This window comes from Streptomyces sp. NPDC050145 (assembly GCF_044460245.1).
GTDB lineage: Bacteria > Actinomycetota > Actinomycetes > Streptomycetales > Streptomycetaceae > Streptomyces.
The window spans coordinates 250,629-270,738 of sequence record NZ_JBITJS010000010.1; the positions used below are offsets into that span (position 1 = coordinate 250,629).

Below are 20,110 nucleotides of genomic sequence, written 5' to 3' on the forward strand. Positions count from 1 at the left end.
TCCGAGGTTGGTTCTTGCTCTCTCTGTTCTTTTTTTCCCTGTTTGTTTTTTGCGTCCCCCGCCCCCGCCCCCCCCCCCGCGGCGCGCCCCCCCCCCCCCCCCCCCCCCCCCCCCCCCCCACCGGCATGTCCGCATACGTTCGTCCCGCTGCGAGCCGCCGGGTCAACGGCGGCTCACCGAGAGGGAGATCGGGGGTGTGCGCGTGCGCATCGGACTGCTGACCGAGGGTGGCTATCCGTATGTGAGCGGTGAGGCCAGACTCTGGTGCGACCGGCTTGTGCGCGGGCTCGAGCAGCACGAGTTCGACATCTACGCGCTCAGTCGCAGCCAGGCGCAGGAGGACGCGGGCTGGATCGAACTCCCCCCGCAGGTCAGCCGGGTGCGGACCGCGCCGCTGTGGACCGGTGCCGATGACGGCGCCCTCGGTCCGGCCATCGGCCGACGTGCCCGTCGCCGCTTCGCCACGCTCTATGGGGAGCTCGTGACGGCGATCGTGCGCTCCGGCGGCGCCGGTGTCTCCTCCGACTTCTCCGGTGGGGCTGGTGGCTCCGGTGGCTTGAGTGGGTCCGGTGGTTCGGTTGGTTTTGGTGGTTCCAGTGGTTCCAGTGGTCTTGGCGGCTCCGGCGGTTCTGGCGGGGCCGGTGTCTCTGATGTAGAGGCGGACCGTTTCGCCTCCGCGCTCTACGGGCTCGCCGAGCTGGCCCGTGACGAGGGCGTGCTGGCTCCGGCTTTGCGCTCCGAGGCCGCCGTTCGCATCCTGGAGCGCGCCTGTCGTGCGCCCGGAGCGCAGCGCGCCGTCCGCGCCGCCCGCGTGCCCGATCTGCTCGCCTTCACCGGACACCTGGAGCGCGCGCTGCGGCCGCTCTCCCTCGACTGGTACGACGACGCCTCCGCTGCCGGCTCGACCGGGGGCGGCGGGCTCGGTGCCGTCGACCTCTGTCACGCCACCTCGGGCGGCTCCGCGGCGCTCCCGGGCCTCGTCGCCAAGCGCTTCTTCGGCGTCCCCCTGCTCGTCACCGAGTACGGGGTCCGGCTCCGGGCCCGCTACATCGCCGCCGGCGACGCCGAACTCAGCGCACCCGTACGGGCGTTGCTCGCGGCCTTCCACGGCCGGCTCGCCGCCGAGGTCTATCGCGAGGCCGCGCTCATCACGCCCGGCAACACTCATGCGCGGCGCTGGCAGGAGCGCTGCGGCGCCGACCGCGCCAAGCTCCGCACCGTCCACCCCGGCATGGAGGCCTCGCGCTTCGCCGAGGTCGGTGAGCGGGAGGAGCCGGGCGAGCCCGACACGCTCGTCTGGATCGGCCGCATCGAACCGTCCAAGGACCTCATCTCCCTCCTGCACGCCTTCGCGGAGATCCGCAAGGAGGAACCGAAGGCTCGGCTGCGGATCGTGGGCGCGATGCCGATGCCGATGGCTATGTCGACTTCGGTGGGGGCTGGGGTCGGGGCGGGGGCGGGGGCGGGGCCCTGGGGTTCGGCTGGGGGCGTTGCGGGGGGTGTGGCTGGCGCGGGTGGTGCTGTGGGTGGCCTGGGTGGCTTCGGTGGCTCGGGTGGTGTGAGTGGTGCCGGGGGTGTGGGTCGGGCCGAGGTGGGGCTCACGGGTGCGGGCGAGACGGGGGCCGAGACCTATCTCGGGCACTGCAAGGCCCTCGCCGCGCAGCTCTTCCCCGACGAGGCCGAAGGGCTGCACGCCGTCGGTGAGAACCCCGTCTCCTTCGAGGAACTCGGCAGTCCCGAGGCCCCCGACCTCGCCGATGCCTACGGCGCGGGCAGTGTCGTCGTCCTGTCCAGCGTCGTCGAGGGCTTCCCGATCAGCCTGGTCGAGGCCATGTTCTGCGGGCGCGCCACCGTGTCCACCGACGTGGGCGCCGTGGTCGAGGTCATCGGCGGCACGGGACTCGTCGTGCCGCCGCGCAATCCCCGGGCGCTCGCCGAGGCCTGCATCGCGCTGCTGCGCGACCCCGAGCGCCGCGAACGGCTCGGCGCCGCGGCCCGGGCCCGCGCCCTGGAGCTCTTCACCGTCGAACAGAACGTCGCGGCATTTCGCGGCATTTACCTGGAGATCGTGTCGCGCTGCCCCGTCCGCCGGGAGGCCCTGGACGACTCGGGCGAGCCGCTGCCCTTCGCCCACCCGCTGGAGGCCCACGTGCCCGGCCGGTGGACGGCCCCGGTCGCGGGTGCCGTCGACGGGGCCTGGCTCACGGGGCAGCCCGAAGCGACGGGCGGGACCGGCTCCCAGGCGGAGGGCGACTCCCTCGCCGCGGGTCGCGAGCGCGAGCAGTACGAACAGTTGGCCGGGGCCACCCCCGGCTGTGGGAAGGGTGAGGCATGAGCGGGCGCGAGGGCGTGGCCCCCACGGGCGGCGTCGGAACCGATGTGCCCGAAGCACCCGTCGGGACCAGCGCCTGGGCGCCCGACGGCGAGCCTGCCGCGGCCCCTGGTGCCGCGGCGGATCGTTTGCCCAACTCGCCCGAGGCCGCCTCGTCGGGGGATGAGGGCGGCGTGAATGCGGGCCTGAGCGCCGACGCCGGGCTCGGCGAACTCGTCGGCCAGGACGGTGAGTTGCTGGGCGCGGTCGATGCGGCTTGGCGTGCGATGGGCGAGTCCCGTCCTGCGGCGCCGGAGCCTGGGTCTGCCGGGACCGAGCGTGGGTCTGCCGGCACGGAGCCTGGATCTGCCGGGACAGGTCCTGGGCCTGCCAGCATGGAGCCTGGGGCTGCCGGGGTGGACTCCGGGTCGGCTGAGGTGGAGTCTCGGGCCGCCGGGACGGAGTCCGGGACGGGTGAGCCGGCGTCGACCGGTGGCCCGGCCGAGTCGGCCGACAGTTTGGGAGGGCCCGGTGCCCGCCCCGCCGAGGCGAGTTCCTCTCCGGCCGCGCCCGATGCCGCAGCCGCGCCGGATGCCGCAGCCGGGGGCAGGGGCAGGGGTGAGGGCGGGGCCGAAGCGACTGGCCGAGCCGACGTCGGTGCTCGGGCTGAGACGGGCGAGAGCACCCGCGTGACGGCGCCCGAGGTCGAGAAGGCCGCGGAGGTCGAAAAGCTCAGCGTGCCGAGCGATCCCGCGTCGGGCGCTTCCGTGCCATCCGCCACCTCAGCGCCGAGCGCCTCCGCGCCGGGTACCCGTGTGCCGAGCGCCTCCGCGCAGACCGCCCCCGAGCCCGGCGCCTCCGCGAGACCAGCCCGAGCCGAGGCGGCAGCCGGTGCCCAGGACGTGCCACGCGACGGGTCACGCGGCTCCAGTGCCGCCCAGACGACCCGCACCACAGACCGGCCCACCGAGCGTCCCACCGAATCAACCACCCCCAACTCCCGTACCACTCAACGCCGTTCCGGCGCCGATCCCGTCAAAGTGCTGATGCACCGGCACCGCGACCTGTGCGAGCGTGCCGTCGACCCGCTGGAGATCGCCGCCGGCCTGGAGGCCCGCGGCGTCACCGACCGGACCGCCGCCCGCTACCGCCACAGGGACGTGTTCTCCCTCGCCGAGGAGATGTACGCACGGGCTCCCCGGGACGGAGACCCCGTCGAGCCGCACCCCACGGCCCCGCCCGGCCGCCGCACCGGCCCGCGTGGCACCTGGGCCGTACTCTCCCTGCTGCCCGGCGCCGTGGGCGCGCTGACCCTGTTCGCGGTGGAGAACACGAGCGGCGTGGCCCGGCTGACATTGGGCTGTGCCGGTGTCCTCGCTGTCGGCGCCGCGCTGCAGGCGGCACTGCGCCGTGGCCCGCTCCGCACCGGGGACGGACCGCCCGCCCCGTCGACCGGCCTGTGGGTCTGGTGGCTGCTCACCTACGCCACGCTCGGCGACGGCCTCCTCTCCGCGGCCCTCGCCGGCGGCCCCGACGAGGCCTGGGCCCCGGCGACCGCGCCCCTGCTCGCCCTCGCGGTGAGCGTCGCGCCCGGCACCTGGTGCGCCTACCTGTTCATGGCCGGTGCCCGGCGGCGACTCGCCACCAGTCGCGGACTCGCCGAATTCGCCGCGTCCGCCCGCCCGTTGCTCCTCGGCTGTGTCCTCCTGTTCGCTCTGATCCTGGTGGCACTCCTCGCCGTGGCCGGCGCCGTGCTCGACCAGGACGTCGACTACGCGGGCACGACCTCCCTCGGTGTCCTGCTCCTCCTCTCCCGACTGCTCGCCGCGCACGGCCGCACGCACGCCCCCGCCGTCGTGCTCGGTGCCGCCGCGGCCGTCGAGACCCTGGCCGTCTCCACGGTCTTCGCGGCCAGGCTGCCCGGCTGCGACTTCGCCGGCACGCCCGTGGAGACGCTCGTCGACGGGGCCGGTACCGGCGTCGTGCCGGCCATCGCCTGCACCGTCGCCGCCCTCGCGCTGCTGGCCCACGCCGGCCGCACCCTGACCCACGCCTCCGCCCACGCCGGCCCCGACGCCACGGCGGGCGCCGCCCCATGACCACGGACCGGCCTGCTGCCGAGCACGCGACCTCCTCGCACCTCCCGCTCACCGCATGACCGGAACCTCCCTCCGCCCGCGGGGCCGACACCGCGGGCTCACTCGACGAACCACGGCAACACGTATAAGGAGAACGCCAGATGACCACCCCTCCTCCCGGAGGCGCCGGATACGCCGGATACTCCGGACCTCACGGTCGACGCGCACCCCACGAGCCGAGCGCCCGGCGCGCGGCGTGCGGAGCGCACGACGGAGCACGGACTCCGGGAGGCGACCGATGAGGGTTCTGCTGATCGGGGCCAACGGGTACCTGGGGCGCTTCGTCGCCGACCGTCTGCTGGCCGACCCCGCCGTGCAGCTCACCGCGCTCGGCCGCGGCGACGACGCCGACGTCCGCTTCGACCTCGCCACCGGCAGCCCCGGCGCGCTCACCCGCTTCCTGGACGCGGTCCACCCAGGGGTCGTCATCAACTGCGCCGGTGCCACCCGCGGCGGCGCCCGCGAACTGACCCGGCACAACACCGTCGCCGTCGCCACCGTCTGCGAAGCCCTGCGCCGCAGCGGCTGCGGGGCCCGCCTCGTGCAGATCGGCTGCGGCGCCGAGTACGGACCCTCGCAGCCCGGCTCGTCCACCGCCGAGGACGCGGTGCCCCGCCCCGGCGGCCCGTACGGCGTCAGCAAGCTCGCCGCGACCGAGCTCGTCCTCGGCTCCGGCCTCGACGCCGTCGTCCTGCGCGTCTTCTCGCCGGCCGGACCGGGCACCCCCGCCGGGTCCCCGCTGGGCCGGCTCGCGGAGGCGATGCGCCGCGCGATGCAGGCCGGCGACGGCGAACTGAAGCTCGGCGGCCTCGGCGCCCAGCGCGACTTCATCGACGTCCGCGACGTGGCCCGCGCCGTGCACGCCGCCTCGCTGTCCGCCGCCCAGGGTGTGATCAACATCGGCTCGGGCCGTGCCGTGCGCCTGCGGGACGCCGCCGCCGTGCTCGCCCGCGTCGCCGGATTCGGCGGCGCGCTGCACGAGCTCGACGGCCCGCCGTCCGCGCTGCGTCCGGCCGTCGGCCACCCGCGCGGCGAGTCCGAGCACGGGATGCACAGCCCGCCCGCCGCGTACCCGTACCCCGACGGCTGCGGCAGCTGGCAGCAGGCCGACGTGCGCACCGCGCGCGACCGGCTCGGCTGGCGCCCCCGCATCAACCTCGAAGAATCCCTCGCCGACATCTGGATGGAGGCGGCATGCCGTATCTGACTCCGACCGCGACCGGCCTGTCGAGCACCGATGTACGTCTCGGCTTCGGCATCCCCGGGTTCGCCCACCCGCTGGTCGCCCCCGCCGAGTGGGCCGAGCTGACCCGGCCCTCGACCCCGCTGGACTGGGTCGTCCTCAACGTGGCGCACGGCCCCGGGACCCGGCCCGACCCGCACTGCCTGGAAGCGGTGGGCCGGCTGCGGAACGCGGGCGTACGCGTTCTCGGTCACCTCGACCTGACCTACGGGGCCCGGTCCTTCGGTGAACTGGTCTCCGACGCCCACCGCTACCTCGACTGGTACCGGGTCGACGGCTTCCATCTGGACCGCTGTCCCACGGAGCGGGCAGCACTGCCCGAGGTCCGGCGGACCGTCACGACCCTGCGCGCCCTGATCGACGACGCGTACATCGTGTTCGGCCACGGCACCCACCCCTACCCCGGATACGCCGAGAACGCCGACCAGCTGGTCACGTTCTCCGGGGCCTGGAGCGACTATCGCTGGTCGCAGGTGGCGGAGTGGACGGCGGAGTACCCGCCGGAGCGCTTCTGCCACCTCGTGCACGGCATGCCGCGCGGCCATCTCGAGGAGGCCCTGCGCATCGCGCGCTGGCAGGGCGCGGGCACCATCTACTTCACCGACCGCACGGAACGGGGCGGCGCGAGCACGGCCTGGGAGTCGATGCCCGGGTACTGGGACGAAATTGTCTCGCGGATCGGAACGGGTGTCTCGGAATGAAGGAGGGCGTGGCAGTGTTACTGACGGAACAACCGTACGTAGATACCGACCAACGGAGTCCCCGTGTCGCTGCCACCCCTGGTCGAGCCAGCTGCTGAGCTCACCGTAGACGAGGTCCGCAGGTACTCCCGCCACCTGATCATCCCGGATGTCGGGATGGACGGGCAGAAGCGGCTCAAGAACGCCAAGGTGCTCGCCGTGGGCGCCGGCGGCCTCGGATCGCCGGCCCTGATGTACCTGGCCGCGGCCGGCGTGGGCACGCTCGGCATCGTCGAGTTCGACGAGGTCGACGAGTCGAACCTGCAGCGCCAGATCATCCACAGCCAGGCCGACATCGGCCGGTCCAAGGCGGAGTCCGCGAAGGACTCGGTCCTCGGCATCAACCCGTACGTGAACGTGATCCTCCACGAAGAGCGGCTCGAGGCCGACAACGTGATGGACATCTTCAGCCAGTACGACCTGATCGTCGACGGCACGGACAACTTCGCGACGCGCTACCTGGTCAACGACGCGTGTGTGCTGCTCAACAAGCCCTACGTGTGGGGTTCCATCTACCGCTTCGACGGCCAGGCCTCGGTCTTCTGGTCCGAGCACGGGCCGTGCTACCGCTGCCTGTACCCGGAGCCCCCGCCGCCGGGCATGGTCCCCTCCTGCGCCGAGGGCGGCGTCCTGGGTGTGCTCTGCGCGTCCATCGGCTCCATCCAGGTCAACGAGGCCATCAAGCTCCTCGCCGGCATCGGTGAGCCGCTCGTCGGCCGCCTGATGATCTACGACGCCCTGGAGATGCAGTACCGCCAGGTCAAGGTCCGCAAGGACCCCAACTGCGCGGTCTGCGGCGAGAACCCGACCGTCACCGAGCTCATCGACTACGAGGCCTTCTGCGGCGTCGTGTCCGAGGAGGCCCAGGAAGCGGCCGCCGGCGCCACGATCACTCCCAAGCAGCTCAAGGAGTGGATCGACGACGACGAGAACATCGAGATCATCGACGTCCGCGAGCCGAACGAGTACGAGATCGTCTCGATCCCGGGCGCCAAGCTGATCCCCAAGAACGAGTTCCTCATGGGCACCGCCCTGGAGAGCCTGCCGCAGGACAAGAAGATCGTCTTGCATTGCAAGACGGGTGTCCGCAGTGCGGAAGTTCTCGCCGTGCTGAAGTCCGCGGGCTTCGCGGACGCCGTGCACGTGGGTGGCGGCGTCATCGGCTGGGTCAATCAGATCGAGCCGGAGAAGCCGATCTACTGACCGGTCCCCGGGCCGGCCCATGGGCAGGCCTGTCGGCCGGTTCACCGGTCGGGTCACTGATCGATACGTACGGGCCTCGCGCATCGAGCGCGGGGCCCGTTTCGCATGTCCGTATTCGACACTCCTGTCGCCGCGCGGCCACCGCTCCGGCTGTCGTCCCTGCACGCATGTCGTCTCCCCTCGACCGCCCTGACCTGCGCCGGTCGCTCTCGATCGCGAACCGACGACGTCAGATTAGGAGTTCGCGCCGACCTCCGCTCCGGCCTGTGGACAACTCCGCGATCACGAGCAGACCGTTCCCTCTTTCGGGACCGTCCCCTCGAGCAGGTACCGGTTCACGGCGCCGGACACGCACTTGTTCCCGCTGTCGTACGCCCCGTGCCCCTGGCCCTTGTACGTCAGCTCGACCCCGACGCCCGAGCCCAGCGCCTGCGCCATCTTGCGGGCGCCCTCGTACGGCGTGGCCGGGTCGCCGGTGTTGCCCACGACGAGGATCGGGGCGGAGCCGGCGGCGCTCACGTCGGGGTGGTCGGCGGCTCCGCCCACCGCCCAGTCGGTGCAGCCGAGCATGCCCCAGGCGAGATAGTCGCCGAACAGCGGGGACGCGGCGCGGAACTCGGGCAGCTTCGCCTCGACGTCGTCCGATGTGTACCGGGCCTTGTCGTCGGCGCAGTTGATCGCGACGTTCGCGGCCTGGATATTGCTGTACTTCCCGTCCTCGTTGCGCCCGTTCATCGAGTCGGACAGCATCATAAGGACCTTGCCGTCACCTTCGTACGCCTGCTGCAGGCCCTCGGTGAGGTACTCCCAGAAGTCCTTCGAGTACAGGGACTGCGCGATCCCGTTCGTGGCCGCGGTCTGGGTCAGATCGCGGGGGAAGATCCCGGGGATCGGCTTCTCGTCGAGGTCCCGGAGCAGCTTCGCGATCTTGTCCTTGACGTCCTGGGGCGTGTCGCCGACGGGGCAGTCCTCGACCTGGGACGTGCAGTCCTTCGCGTAGTTGTCGAGAGCGAGCTGGAAGCCCTTGGCCTGGCCGAGCGAGCCCTGCTCCGGGTCCTCGGTGGGGTCGACGACGCCGTCGAACACGGCGCGCCCCACGTTCTTCGGGAACAAGTGCGCGTAGACGCCGCCCAGTTCGGTGCCGTAGGAGATGCCGAAGTAGTGCAGCTTGTCGTCGCCCAGCACCTGGCGCATGAGGTCCATGTCGCGGGCCGCGTCGGTGGTGCGGACGTGGGGGAGGACCTTGCCGGAGTGCTTCTCGCAGTTGCCGTTGAACGCCGAGACGTTGTCGACGAGCTTCTGGCGCTCCGCCTCGTCGTCGGGCGTGGAGTCCTGCTGGAAGTACTTGTCGAGCTGCTCGTCGTCCTCGCATTCGACGCCGGCGCTGCGTCCCACCCCGCGCGGGTCGAAGCTGACGAGGTCGTAGCGGGTGCGCAGCTTCGCATAGTCGGTGCCGAACGCGGGCAGGGTGGTGACGCCCGAGCCGCCGGGGCCGCCGAAGTTGAAGATCAGCGAGCCGATGCGCCTGTCCTCGGCGCCGCTCGCCTTGGCGCGGATCAGCGCGATGCCGATCGTGTCGCCCTTGGGGTCGTCCCAGTCGAGCGGCGCCTTCATGGTGGCGCACTGCCACTCGGTTCCGCCGGGCAGCGGGGACGGCGCCTCGCCGCCCCCCTCGGACTCCGAGGGAGCGGGGCAGTCCTTCCAGCTCAACGTCTGGGACGGGAGATCCGCGTCGTCCTTGGAGTCGCCGCTGCACGCCGCGAGCGACGTGGACAGCAGGGCGGCGGAGACGGCCAGGGCAGCGGCGCGAGGGCGGGACGGAATGGGCATGCGTCCATCCTGCGGCGGCCCGGTGCGGGGCGCTCGGGCTGCGGTCTGTGCGGGTGAGGAACCGCGGCCCGGGACCCGGACCTCCTACAAGGCGCCCTTGCGCGAGAGGTGGTTGAAGAACAGCCAGCCGGGCAGCACCGGCAGCCACAGGGTCAGGAGCCGGTACAGGAGCACCGCGGGGGCCGCGACCTCCTTGGGCAGACCGACCGCGATCAGACCGACCGTCAGCGTCGCCTCGACGGCGCCCACACCGCCCGGCGTCGGGGCGGCCGAACCGAGCGCGTTACCCGCGAGGAACACGACCGCGACGCTGGCCAGGCTCAGGCTCGTCGTCTCGTCCCCGAAGGCGCGGATCGACGCGTCGAGGCACATGACGAAGCAGGCCGTCAGCAGGAGCATGCCCCCGATGCCCGTGAGCAGCTTGCGGGGCCGCTGCAGCACGTCGAGCATGCGCGGCACCACACCGGCGAAGAGCGACCGCACGCGCGTGACGACGAACTTCCGCAGGAACGGGATCGACGTCACTACAAGGACGAGCACAGCGACCGTCAGCAGACCCGCGATGACCGTCCGGGACGGCGACAGGGAAGGCGTCTTCTCCGTGCCGGTCAGATAGCCGAAGGTCAGCAGCAACATGATGTGGCTGCCCATGCCGAACAGCTGGGAGGCGCCCACACTCGCGACCGCGAGCCCGGGGCGGACCCCCGAGCGCTGCAGGAAGCGCGTGTTGAGCGCCACACCGCCGACCGCGGCCGGGGCCACGATCTTCACGAAGGAGCCGGCCACCTGGGCGGCGACGGTCCGCATGAAGGGGACGCGCTCCGGTACGAAGCCCAGAAGGCTCATCGCGGCCGCCACGTAGCTGAGCGCCGAGAACACCACGGCGAGCCCGACCCAGCCCCACTCCGCCTCGCCGACGATCGACGCGAAGTCGATGTGGGTGAGCTGCGACAGGAGGAAGTACGCGCCGATCGCACCGGCGATGAAACTGATCAGAGTGCGCGGCTTGATGCGCTCCAGACGGGCCGGTTCGACAGGTGCCTGCGGCCGGATCAGCAGCACCTGGTGGCGGATCTGGGTGAGCAGATCCTCCTCACGGGCCTCGTCGAGCGCTTCGTCGATAGCCCGCTTCTGCGCCTGCCGCTCGGCCTTCTCGTTCTTCTTCTCGTTCTTCTTCCCGGCCCGTACGGACTGCTGCGCGTCGCTGTTCTCCGCGGCGGCGGCCTGCCGGGCCTCCCTTGCGTGGTCGGCGGCCTCCAGGACGGCCTCGCGCTCGCGCTGGGCCCGTTCCCGCCCGAGGCGGCGCAGCGTCGCCCTGGTGGAGCGGGTGAGCGCGATCGGCTGAAGCAGAGGCAGACAGTCCGCCACGGTGTCGGGGCCGAGGATGCCGACCGCGGACGCGACGGCCCGCTCGGCGCCCACGCGCAGACCGAGCGTCGTGACCATCTGCGCGACGTCCATGCGCAGCACCAGATCGCTCGCGGCGATCTCACCACCGCGCAGGTCGGTGAGGATCACCGTGCCGGAACGATCCACCAGAATCGCGTCGCCCGCGAGCCTGCGGTGCGCGATCCGCCGCGACTGCAGCGCCTGCACCTGGTGCCAGGTCTCGCGCAGCAGCTCGTCCGTGATCTCCTCGTCCGGCATCGCGTCCAGGGACCGGCCGCCGATGTGCTCGTAGACGAGCATCACGGCGTCTGGGCCCAGCTCGGACGTCGCGATCAGCTTCGGGGCGTTCGCCCCGGCCGAGATCGCCGCGTAGGCGAGCAGCGCCTCCTGCTCCAGCGCCTGACGCAGCGACTGGAGGCTGCGGCGCTGGGTGATGCCGCGCAGCGTGAGCCGGCGCCACACCCGGTAGAAGAAGCCCTGTGCCTGCTGCTCCCGGTCCACCACGGTGACGTCGAGCGGCGGTCCGTCCTCCAGGGTGACGAAGTAGCGCCGGCCCCGATCGCCGTTCTCCGTGGCACCCTCGTGCGCCTCCTCGCGGGACGCGCTGACGGGGTGGAAGCCGACGTGTCGCAGGCCGGCCAGCAGCGTCTGCCCCGTAGGGCGCACATTGGGGGAGCCGACCGCGTACAGCGTTCCGTAGGCGACGGTCCAGCCGATGAGGATCGTGAGGATGATCGAGAACGGTGTCGTGTAGCCGGTGACGAGCATGGCGAACGCGTCGAGCAGCAGCACCACCCACAGGACGACCCGCCATCGTGGTCGCCGGGACATGCCGACAGCCGTCATGTAGGCGATGACGGGCGCAAGATAGCCGTGTACCGGGTCGGTGAGCGCATGGATGTCGCCCGGCGACACCTTGGTGAGCGCGTCCTGGATGGACTCGGGCGCCGCCTTCGCGACCCACAGATCGGTGGCCAGTGTCACGCCGTGGGCGAGCACGGCGGCCAGGACTCCGTCCGCGATGCGCAGCCCGTCCCGCTTGATGAGCCGCTCGATCGCGAAGGCGACCGGCACGAGCAGGATCGCGATGCTCGACGCGAGCCCCGCGAATTTGGTCAGCAGGTCGGGGGCCTGCCCCGTGCCCTTGTTGATGTCCTGGGCGAAGCCCGTCGTCGTGGCGTGGGCGAACGCCGCGATGGCGAGCAGGATGACGATCGCGAGCAGCCCCACCAGGAGCCGCATGAGGTCCGAGGGGCGGTGCACGCGCGCGGGGAGCAGCGGTTCGTCGCCGTCCACCTGGTCGGCTCCGGGATCGTGGAGCGGCTCCTCGTGCTTGTCGTCCGCGGCCTGCCCGGCCGGGTCCTCAGGGCGCGCCGGTGTCACAGAGGAGCCCTCCGCCTTCTCGGGGTGCACGCTCTGCTCCGTCGTCTCTTCTTGATCTCGTATCACCAGTCACCGCCCGCACGATGGTGGCATGCCCCGTCGTCGTAGGGGGGTATCAGGGTGCTTTCGCCGCGCACGGAGTCGTGGGCAAGCGCCTTCTCGTACGACTCTCCAGCGAGGCTTTCGTACGTCCCTCCAGGATGTCGGTGCCGTGCGGCAGGATGGGCCGGATGAGCGAGGAGAGCGATGCGGCAGGTGACCTCCCCGAGTACGCCGAGCGCGTCCTCGAGGTCGCCGAGCTGATCCCGCCCGGGCGGGTCATGACGTACGGGGACGTCGCCGAATGGCTGGAGGAGGGCGGCCCGCGCCAGGTGGGGCGCGCCATGTCCCTCTACGGGGGCGCCGTGCCCTGGTGGCGTGTCGTGCGCTCCGACGGACACCTGCTCCCGGGCCACGAACTGCGCGCGCTGGGCCACTACCGGGACGAGGGAACGCCGCTGCGCGAGGCCTCCAGAGCGGCCGAAGGGCACCTGCCGCGCCTCGACATGAAGCGCGCGCGCTGGGACGGCGAGACGCGTTCGGAAGCTCCCGGGTGACAGCTTCGGCCGGCCCGCGCGCGAGCGAGTCGCCGGTGGCTCGTACGAGGGAAAAGGGGCGATCGGGGCACTTCGCTGGGCCGGCGTCCGTTCGTGAGACGCGACACACCTCGGGTGCCTCCGGTCGTGGGAGGCGACACGGGTCCGTCCGTGAGACGCGGCACACCTGCTCCGGAAACCACGCGGGAGGCGCGCCGGAAGTCCGGCTTCCGCCACACTCGACGGCGTAGCGTCGACGGCACCGTCGATGGCAGCCACCTCCTTCACCCCCCGGCCGCCGCCCTGCGCGGACGGCCCTTCGACCACCGGCACACCCACCAGGACCAGCGATCCACGTGAGCTCCTCCCCGTCCCCCCGGCACCTGTCGCACCACCAGGTTCGACAGGGGATGCCCGGCGCGTACCGGCTGGTGCGCACGCCGCGGGCCCCGGTGGACCCCCCTCGTCTGGACGCACACCAGCGCGCGGTGGTTGACCACGCGCAGGGCCCCCTTCTCGTCCTCGCCGGGCCGGGCACCGGCAAGACGACGACCCTCGTGGAGGCCGTCTCCGCCCGCATCGAGCAGGGCACCGCACCGGGACGCATCCTGGTGCTCACGTTCAGCCGGAAGGCCGCGGTCGAGCTGCGCGACCGCATGGCGCTGCGCATCGGCGCCGCCCGCGCCCCACAGGCGACGACCTTCCACTCCTTCTGTTACGCGCTGATCCGCGCCCATCAGGACACGAACCTCTTCGCCGAGCCGCTGCGCCTCCTGTCGGGCCCCGAGCAGGACGTCACCGTACGAGACCTCCTCGCGGGCCAGATCGACCTGGAGCGGGCCGGGCTCGCCCATGTGCGCTGGCCCGACGAACTGCGCGCCTGCCTCACCACACGCGGGTTCGCCGACGAGGTGCGCGCGGTCCTGGCCCGCAGCCGGGAACTCGGACTCGGGCCCGCCGCCCTGGACGCGTTCGCACACCGCATCGGCCGCCCGGACTGGCGCGCGGCCGCCACCTTCCTCGCCGAGTACCTGGACGTCCTCGACATGCAGGGCGTGCTCGACTACGCCGAACTCGTCCACCGCGCGGTGCTCCTCGCCCGCCGCCAGGACGTCGCCGCGCAACTGGCCGCCCAGTACGACGCCGTGTTCGTCGACGAGTACCAGGACACCGACCCCGCCCAGGTGCGGCTGCTGCACGCGCTCGCGGGGCAGGGGCGCACCCTGGTCGCGTTCGGCGACCCGGACCAGTCGATCTACGCGTTCCGCGGCGCCGACGTGAACGGCATCCTGGACTTCCCGCACGACTTCCCCCGCGCCGACGGCACGCCCGCGCGCGTGGAGGTGCTCACCACGTCACGCCGCTCGGGCGCACGCCTCCTGGAGGCGACCCGACGCCTCACCCAGAGGATGCCGCTGACCCGGCTGCCCGCCGACAAGGTCCGCGCCCACCGGGAACTGACGCCGGTCCGCGACGGCGGCACGACCGAGGTCTACACGTACCCGACCTCCGGGACCGAGCTCGACAACATCGCCGACATCCTGCGGCGCGCGCACCTGGAGGACGGCGTCGCCTGGACCGACATGGCAGTCCTGGTGCGTGCGGGTGCCCGCAACATCCCGGCCATCCGGCGCGCCCTGACGGCCGCCGGCGTCCCGCTCGACATCGACGGCGACGACCTTCCGCTGCGCCACGAACCGGCCGTCATGCCGCTTCTGGCGGCCCTCAAGGCGGTCGCACAGGGGCCGGTGGACGAGGACGCGGACGGCGGGTCCGCGGAGGGTGCTGTCGAGGACGGCGCCGACGACGTGCCCCCGCCCTGGTTGGACACGGAGACGGCGCTGACGCTGCTGGCGTCCCCGCTGGCCGGCATGGACGCCGCCGACCTGCGCCGCCTGGGCCGCGCCCTGCGCGAGGACGAGCGGACCGCGGGCAACGCCGTGCCGCCGCCCTCCGACGAGCTGCTCGCCCGCGCGCTCGCCGATCCCGCGCGGCTCGCCCTCCATGACCCCGCCTACGCACGCGGCGCGCAGCGCCTCGGTGAGCTCCTCGCGCGCGCCCGCGCCGGACTCGCCGACGGCGGCACCGCCGAAGAGGCCCTCTGGGAGCTGTGGAACGGCACGCCCTGGCCGCAGCGACTCGAACGGGCCGCCCGGCGCGGCGGCGCGGCGGGGCGCAACGCGGACCGGGACCTCGACGCCGTGTGCGCCCTGTTCGCCGTCGCCTCGCGCGCGGAGGAGCGCACCGGCGGCCGCGGCGCCCGCAACTTCCTGGAGGAGATCGAGGCCCAGGACATCGCCGCCGACACCCTCGCGGGCCGCGCCGTACGCCCCGACGCCGTGCGCCTGATGACGGCGCACCGCTCCAAGGGCCTCGAATGGCGCCTCGTCGTCGTGGCCGGCGTCCAGGAAGGCCTCTGGCCCGACCTGCGCCGCCGCGGTTCCCTCCTGGAGGCCGACCGCATCGGACGCGACGGGCTCGCCGAACCGCTCACCCCCGGCGCCCTCCTCGCCGAGGAGCGACGCCTCTTCTACGTGGCCGCCACGCGCGCGAAGGAGCGCCTCGTCGTCACCGCGGTGAAGGCGCCCGCGGACGACGGCGACCAGCCCTCCCGGTTCCTGACCGAGCTCGGCGTGGAGCCCAAGGACGTCACGGGCCGCCCGCGCCGCCCGCTGTCCGTCGTCGCCCTCGTCGCCGAGCTGCGCGCCACGACCGTCGACCCGCGCGTGTCCGACGGGCTGCGTGAGGCCGCCGCCCGCCGCCTCGCCCGCCTCGCCGCCCTCAGCGACGACGACGGCCGCCCCCTCGTGCCGTCCGCCCACCCGTACCGCTGGTGGGGCCTGTACGAGCCGACCGAGAGCAAGGTCCCGCTGCGCGATCGCGACAAGCCCGTCGTGCTCTCCGGGAGCGCCCTCGACCAGCTCGCCAACACGTGCTCCCTGCAATGGTTCCTGGGCCGCGAGGTCAAGGCCGACGCCCCCGCCACGGCCGCCCAGGGCTTCGGCAACGTCGTGCACGTCCTGGCCGACGAGGTCGCCTCCGGGCGCACCCCGGCCGACCTCGACGTCCTCATGGAGCGCCTCGACTCCGTATGGGACGCCCTCGCGTTCGACGCGCCCTGGAAGTCGGAGCAGGAGAAGCAGAACGCGCGCGTGGCGCTCGAGCGCTTCCTCCAGTGGCACGTCACCGACCGCGGAGGCCGCACCCCGGTCGCCAGCGAGCACGACTTCGACGTGACGCTCGAAGCGGGCTCCTACGAAGTACGCATCCGCGGCTCCATGGACCGCGTGGAGGAGGACGCCGACGGGCGCGCCTACGTGGTCGACTTCAAGACGGGGAAGGCGGCGCCCAGTGCCGCCGAGGTCGCCCGCCACCCCCAGCTCGCCGTGTACCAGCTGGCCGTCCGCGAGGGCGCAGTCGACGAGGCCTTCGACGGGGCGCGTCCCCGGCCGGGCGGGGCCGAGCTGGTGCAGCTGCGCCAGGGCGCCGCGAAGAAGGACGGCGGCGAGACGCGCCCCAAGGTGCAGGCGCAGGAGCCGCTGGAAGGGGAGTGGGTCGGCGACCTCCTCGCCACCGCCGCCGGCAAGGTCCTCGACGAGCGCTTCGCCCCCACCACCGGGCAGCACTGCACGCACTGCTCGTTCCGCGCCTCGTGCAGCGCGCGCCCCGAGGGCCGCCACGTCGTCGAGTGACGTGCGCCTCGGCCGTGCCCCGACGGTCCGGGGCTGTCAGTGGGGCCCGTTAGCCTCGATGAGGTGACCACACGCCTCACCGATCCCGAGCAGCTCAAGGAGCTGCTCGGCATCCCTTTCACCCCGGAGCAGACGGCCTGCATCACGGCGCCGCCCGCCCCGCAGGTGATCGTGGCCGGAGCCGGTTCCGGCAAGACGACGGTGATGGCGGCGCGCGTGGTCTGGCTTGTCGGCACCGGGCAGGTCGCACCCGAGCAGGTTCTCGGCCTCACGTTCACGAACAAGGCGGCGGGCGAGCTCGCCGAGCGCGTCCGCAAGGCACTGATCAAGGCGGGGGTCACCGACCCGGACGTCATCGACCCGGACAACCCTCCGGGCGAGCCCGTGATCTCCACGTACCACGCGTTCGCCGGCCGCCTCCTGACCGACCACGGCCTGCGCATCGGCCTGGAGCCGACGACGCGGCTGCTCGCCGACGCCACCCGCTTCCAGCTCGCCGCGCGGGTCCTGCGCGAGGCTCCCGGCCCGTACCCCGCGCTCACCCGCTCCTTCGCCGACCTCGTCAGCGACCTGCTCGCCCTGGACGGCGAACTGGCCGAGCACCTCGTCACCCCCGAGCGGCTGCGCGCCCACGACCGGGAGCTGCTGCGCGCCCTGGAAGACGTCAAGCTCAGCAACGGGGACCTGCGCAAGGTCCCCGAGGCCGCCGCCGCCCGCCTGGAGCTGGCCGAGCTCGTCGGCCACTACAGGGCGGCCAAGCGCGCCCGTGACGTCCTCGACTTCGGCGACCAGATCGCCCTGTCCGCCACGCTGGCCGGCACCCGCCCCGAGGTCGGCGAGATCCTCCGCGACGAGTTCCGCGTCGTGCTCCTGGACGAGTACCAGGACACCTCGGTCGCCCAGCGGCTGCTGCTCGCCGGACTGTTCGGCGGCGGCACCGGCCACGCCGTCACCGCCGTCGGCGACCCCTGCCAGGCCATCTACGGATGGCGCGGCGCCTCCGTCGCCAACCTCGACGACTTCCCGCAGCACTTCGCGTACGCCGACGGCAGCCCGGCCACCCGCTTCGCCCTGAGCGAGAACCGCCGCAGCGGCGGCCGCCTCCTCGACCTGGCGAACGGGCTGGCCGAGCCGCTGCGCGCCATGCACGCGGGCGTGGAGGCCCTGCGCCCGGCACCCGACGCCGAGGGCGCGGGCGCCGTGCGCTGCGCCCTGCTGCGCACGCACCAGGAGGAGATCGACTGGATCGCCGACTCCGTCGACCGGCTCGTGCGCGCCGACAAGGAGCCGGGCGACATCGCCGTCCTGTGCCGCACCGCGTCCGACTTCGCCGAGATCCAGGGCGCGCTCGTCGCCCGCGACATCCCCGTCGAGGTCGTCGGCCTCTCCGGCCTCCTGCACCTGCCCGAGGTAGCCGACCTCGTCGCCGTCTGCGAGGTCCTCCAGGACCCGGGGGCGAACGCGTCGCTGGTCCGCCTCCTGACCGGCCCGCGCTGGCGGATCGGCCCCCGCGACCTCGCCCTCCTGGGACGCAGGGCCCGCCTCCTGGTCTCGCACACGCGCGGAGGCGACGAGGACGACCCGGACCGCCGCCTCGCCGAGGCCGTCGAAGGGGTCGACCCCTCCGAGGTGATATCGCTGGCGGACGCGCTCGACACGTTCCTGGAGACCTCCGCGGAGGCCGACCGGGACGACGACGGGCTGCCGTTCTCCGCCGACGCGCGCGTGCGCTTCGCCCGCCTCGCCGCCGAACTGCGCGACCTGCGCCGCTCGCTGTCCGACCCGCTCATGGACGTCCTGCACCGCGTCCTGGCGGTCACCGGCCTGGAAGTCGAACTCTCCGCGTCCCCGCACGCCCTGGCGGCCCGCCGCCGCGAGACGCTGTCGAACTTCCTGGACGTCGCCGCCTCCTTCGCGGCCGACGACGGCTCCGCGACCCTGCTCGCATTCCTCGGCTTCCTGCGCACCGCCGCCCAGTACGAGAAGGGCCTCGACAACGCGCTGCCGGGCGGGGAGAACACCGTGAAGGTCCTCACCGCCCACAAATCGAAGGGCCTCGAATGGGACGTGGTCGTCGTCCCCGGGCTCGTCAACGGCACCTTCCCCAGTGGCCAGGGCCGGGAGAAGTGGACGGCACAGGGCCGCGTCCTGCCGCACACACTGCGCGGCGACGCCGCCACCCTGCCCGACATCGAGACGTGGGACGCCAAGGGCATGAAGGCCTTCCACGCCGACATGAAGGACCACCAGCACACCGAGGAACTGCGCCTCGGGTACGTCACCTTCACCCGCCCCCGCTCGCTGCTGCTCGGCTCCGGGCACTGGTGGGGCCCCTCCCAGAAGCGCAGGCGCGGCCCCTCCGACTTCCTCCACGCCCTGTACGACCACTGCACCGCCGGGTACGGCGAGATCGAGGCCTGGGCGGACGAGCCGGCCGACGACGAGGAGAACCCTGCCCTCCAGGAGGCGGCGAGCGAGCACGCCTGGCCGCTCCCGCTGGACGACGCGTCCCTCGCCCGCCGCCGGGCCGCCGCCGACACGGTCCTCGCCCATCTGGAACGCGCCACGGCCGCCCGGAGCACCCACGGGGCCGCCGAGGAAGAGCCCCCCTTCGAGGACCCCGACTGGCCGCCCCCGCCCGCCGACGACGAGCTCGACGACACCCCGCCGCCGTACGAGGACGAGGCGTTCCCAGCCGACGACGCCGACGCCGACGCCGCCGGTGACGCGGTCGACTGGGACAGCCTGAGCGCCGAACGGCCCGCGCTCCCGCACCCCGCGCCGTACCCGGACGCGGCTCCGCCCGCGCGCGTGCCCGCCCGGCACGCCCCCGTGGTGCCGCACCCCGCCGCCGCCCCGGAGCCCGAGCTCACCCCGGAGGAGTCCCGCGCGATCGCCTCCTGGGACCGCGACCTGGACGCCCTCACCGGCGAGCTGCTGCGCGCCCGCGCCGCCGTGCGCGAGGTGCCCGTACCGCACTCCCTCACCGCGTCCCAGCTGATGCGCATGGCGGCCGACCCGGACGCCTTCGCCCAGGAGCTGGCCCGCCCGATGCCGCACCCGCCCCAGCCGGCCGCGCGCCGGGGCACCCGCTTCCACGCCTGGATCGAATCGCGCTTCGAAGCGCTGCGGCTGCCCATGCTCGACCCGGAGGAGCTGCCCGGCAGCGACGCCGAGATCGCCGACGAGCGCGACCTCGAGACGCTCAAGGACGCCTTCGAGCGCACCCCGTACGCGCACCGCACGCCCTACCGGGTCGAGCTGCCCTTCCAGCTGGCCGTCGCGGGCCGCGTCGTCCGGGGCCGCATCGACGCCGTCTACAAGGAGGGCGACGGCGAGACGGCCACGTACGAGATCGTCGACTGGAAGACCGGCCACCGGCAGAACGGCGACCCGCTGCAGCTCGCCGTCTACCGGCTCGCCTGGGCCGAGCACCAGGGCGTGCCCCTGGAGGCCGTCGACGCCGCCTTCCTGTACGTGCGCAGCGGAGAGACCGTACGGCCTCGGCGGCTGCCCGGCCGGGCCGAGCTGGAGCGGCTGCTCACGCAGGAGCCGCAGGCCGTCGAGGAGCCGCCGGACGAGCGCACTCTGGTGGGGGATTAGGCT

General features: G+C 73.2%; 10 protein-coding genes. 8 read left to right on the forward strand and 2 right to left on the reverse strand.

Annotated elements, in window-relative coordinates; all coding sequences use genetic code 11:
* Positions 1–202 precede the first annotated feature (202 nt).
* The 5 genes from ACIBTU_RS21820 (at position 203) to moeZ (ending at position 7,635) form a co-directional block, all read left to right on the forward strand.
* Positions 203–2,335: a DUF3492 domain-containing protein gene (locus tag ACIBTU_RS21820; protein WP_399128067.1), complete on the forward strand. Its 2,133-nt coding sequence runs from the start codon at positions 203–205 to the stop codon at positions 2,333–2,335.
* Between the two features lie 1,022 nt (positions 2,336–3,357).
* On the forward strand, positions 3,358–4,410 hold the full coding sequence (locus ACIBTU_RS21825) for a hypothetical protein (RefSeq protein ID WP_399127966.1): 1,053 nt from the start codon (positions 3,358–3,360) through the stop codon (positions 4,408–4,410).
* Between the two features lie 277 nt (positions 4,411–4,687).
* Positions 4,688–5,656, forward strand: coding sequence for an NAD(P)-dependent oxidoreductase (locus ACIBTU_RS21830; RefSeq protein ID WP_188336996.1), 969 nt, complete (start codon positions 4,688–4,690; stop codon positions 5,654–5,656).
* Positions 5,644–6,393 (forward strand): spherulation-specific family 4 protein, encoded by a 750-nt coding sequence (locus ACIBTU_RS21835; protein WP_399127967.1) that lies wholly within the window; start codon positions 5,644–5,646, stop codon positions 6,391–6,393. The genes ACIBTU_RS21830 and ACIBTU_RS21835 overlap by 13 nt, the downstream gene beginning before the upstream one ends.
* A gap of 63 nt (positions 6,394–6,456) precedes the next feature.
* Complete coding sequence (gene moeZ / locus ACIBTU_RS21840) at positions 6,457–7,635, forward strand: adenylyltransferase/sulfurtransferase MoeZ (RefSeq protein ID WP_399127968.1); 1,179 nt, start codon at positions 6,457–6,459, stop codon at positions 7,633–7,635.
* Between the two features lie 282 nt (positions 7,636–7,917).
* On the opposite strand, the gene ACIBTU_RS21845 is transcribed toward moeZ, so the two are convergent.
* Both ACIBTU_RS21845 and ACIBTU_RS21850 read right to left on the reverse strand, forming a co-directional pair.
* Entirely contained in the window at positions 7,918–9,465 is a 1,548-nt protein-coding gene (locus ACIBTU_RS21845; protein WP_399127970.1) for an alpha/beta hydrolase, read from the reverse strand.
* 84 nt (positions 9,466–9,549) lie between these two features.
* A complete protein-coding gene (locus ACIBTU_RS21850) occupies positions 9,550–12,303 on the reverse strand; it encodes a lysylphosphatidylglycerol synthase domain-containing protein (RefSeq protein ID WP_399127971.1) in 2,754 nt (917 codons plus the stop codon).
* 164 nt (positions 12,304–12,467) lie between these two features.
* Between ACIBTU_RS21850 and ACIBTU_RS21855 the strand changes: the two genes are divergently transcribed.
* The 3 genes from ACIBTU_RS21855 (at position 12,468) to ACIBTU_RS21865 (ending at position 20,107) form a co-directional block, all read left to right on the forward strand.
* Positions 12,468–12,833 carry an MGMT family protein gene (locus tag ACIBTU_RS21855; protein WP_399127972.1) on the forward strand — a complete coding sequence of 122 codons (366 nt, stop codon included), beginning with the start codon at positions 12,468–12,470 and terminating at the stop codon, positions 12,831–12,833.
* A 335-nt stretch (positions 12,834–13,168) separates the two neighbouring features.
* Positions 13,169–16,504 (forward strand): ATP-dependent helicase, encoded by a 3,336-nt coding sequence (locus tag ACIBTU_RS21860; RefSeq protein WP_399127973.1) that lies wholly within the window; start codon positions 13,169–13,171, stop codon positions 16,502–16,504.
* A 63-nt stretch (positions 16,505–16,567) separates the two neighbouring features.
* The gene (locus tag ACIBTU_RS21865; protein ID WP_399127974.1) at positions 16,568–20,107 is read left to right on the forward strand and encodes an ATP-dependent DNA helicase; all 3,540 of its coding nucleotides are present in this window, start codon (positions 16,568–16,570) and stop codon (positions 20,105–20,107) included.
* Positions 20,108–20,110 lie beyond the last annotated feature (3 nt).